Genomic DNA, 1,968 nt, shown 5'->3' with positions numbered 1-1,968 from the left:
CGCCAGTTCCGCGAACTCCTCCGAGTCCACGGCGACCTGCCCTGCAACAATCGACCTCACGGGTCTCTACCTCTCTGTCAGGTGAACAGGCCCGCAGGGGTCGTCGCGCGACCGGCCAAGGAATGCGCGACGGCCCACCCACGGGCCCGATGAAAGACAGCTCCGGCGCGTCCGGCGCTCGGGCTGTCGGCGAACGGGGAAGGAGTTGCACCCTCGCCCCCGCAGGGGCCCTCTACAGGCCGCTCGTTCGGTCTGCCTCCGCCTCACCCCAATCACCTCCTAACGCGGGGTTCTCGGCGGGACCAATGAAGTTGTCAAAGAGCCAGCGCTTCCTTCAGGGGGCTGTCACCCCACCCCTCCGGGCACGTTTAAGCAGGTCAAGCACGCATCAGGCATGAGCCATCAGCGGCATCTTGCCCCCCTTAAGCCACTGGCTCAACTGGTAGGTACAAGCTGCTGAACATGATGCTGCACTCACGCAGAGCGATCGTCAAGCCCATTGGTCCAACATGTAGGAACCAGTTGACCCAGTGGGGCATTATGGGAGGTATGAGTAGCCAGCCGCTGTACCGCCGAGTCGCAGACGTGCTCCGGAACGAGATCAACGCCAAGGCGTTCCCGCCCGGGGCCCGACTGCCCTCCGAACGCGATCTGTGTGACCGGTTCGACGCCTCACGGAACACGGTGCGCGCCGGCCTGAACGTCCTCGTGACCGAGGGACTGATCTCGGCCAGCCAAGGGCTCGGCTATGAAGTCCGCTCCCATGAGGTGTTCAACCTGAATGCCTCTCGCTTCGAGAACCTCACGTTCCCTCAGAACGGGGACGCCTACAGCACCGATGTGACTCACGCCGGCCGGAGGCCTCACCAAGAGTTCCGAGTGGAGATGCAACCTGCTCCGGCGATCGTGGCGGAGCAACTGCGGGTACCCGAGGGGACGACGACCGTACTCCGGTTCTGCCACCGCTACGTCGATGGCGTGCCGTGGTCCACGCAGGCCACCAGCTACCCCATGTGGTTGGTCGAGAAGGCTCCGAGGCTGGCAGATCCGGGCGACATCGCCGAAGGGACCACCCGGTATTTGGCTGGGCTGGGGGTCGAGCAAGTCGGCTACTTCGATGACATCTCCACCCGCATGCCTACGCCGGACGAAGCGCGGCTTCTCCAGGCTGGAGCGGGTGTGCCGGTGCTGGTGTGGGTGCGGACCGGCTATTCGGAGGACAAGCCCATCCGATGCACCGTCACCACGTTCCGCGGCGACCTCAACCACATGAACTACGAGATCGGAAACATCGCGGCGCGGGAGGCGGGAGAGTGATCATCGAACCAGCAACAGCGGCGGACTTGGAGCACCTTCTCGCCTTCCGGCAGGAGGCTGCTGCGTGGCTGAGCGCGCTTGGCAGCGACCAGTGGAGCCGTCCGTACCCGGCAGACAAGCTCCTGGACACGATTGAGGCCGACACGGTCTTCATGCTTCGGGACGGATCGGCGATCGTGGGCACCATCACGCTCACGCCCGACGCTGAAGACGGGCTCTGGACTGACGCCGAGCTGAGCGAACCCGCGCGCTACGTCAACAAGCTGACCGTTTCGCGAGCGTACGCCGGCCGGGACATCGGGGGACGCCTGTTGAACTGGGCAGGTACCTGTGCGGCCAGCGAGGGTGCAAAGTGGCTGCGGCTGGACGCCTGGACAGCGAACGAGCGCCTGCAGCGGTACTACATCGATCACGGGTTCACGTACGTCCGCACCGTTCGTGAGGGCGGGGCGGTGAACGGCGGACCGCGCGTCTCCGGGTGGGTCGCGCAGCGACCTGCGGTGCCCGCGGAGCACGGTTTTGAGGACGCCACCGTGATGGGGTTCACCAACAGCAATCACTGACGTTGTGACATCACCGGCTGACATCAACGTGCTTGAACACCTGCGGGCAGTGGATGCCGCAGGTGGATCGATTGCCTCCTGCCCGCTG

2 protein-coding genes are annotated in these 1,968 nt (G+C 65.0%); both read left to right on the top strand.

Going from position 1 to position 1,968, the window contains the following annotated elements:
* Positions 1-549: 549 nt before the first annotated feature.
* On the top strand, positions 550-1,317 hold the full coding sequence (locus IEZ12_RS09580; RefSeq protein WP_189271599.1) for a GntR family transcriptional regulator: 768 nt from the start codon (positions 550-552) through the stop codon (positions 1,315-1,317).
* Positions 1,314-1,880 (top strand): GNAT family N-acetyltransferase, encoded by a 567-nt coding sequence (locus tag IEZ12_RS09575; RefSeq protein ID WP_189271598.1) that lies wholly within the window; start codon positions 1,314-1,316, stop codon positions 1,878-1,880. The genes IEZ12_RS09580 and IEZ12_RS09575 overlap by 4 nt, the downstream gene beginning before the upstream one ends.
* Positions 1,881-1,968 lie beyond the last annotated feature (88 nt).

Source organism: Kitasatospora griseola (assembly GCF_014648555.1).
Lineage (GTDB): Bacteria > Actinomycetota > Actinomycetes > Streptomycetales > Streptomycetaceae > Kitasatospora > Kitasatospora griseola.
Note: the sequence above shows the minus strand (reverse complement) of the source record. Positions and strands in the feature narration are given on the sequence as shown.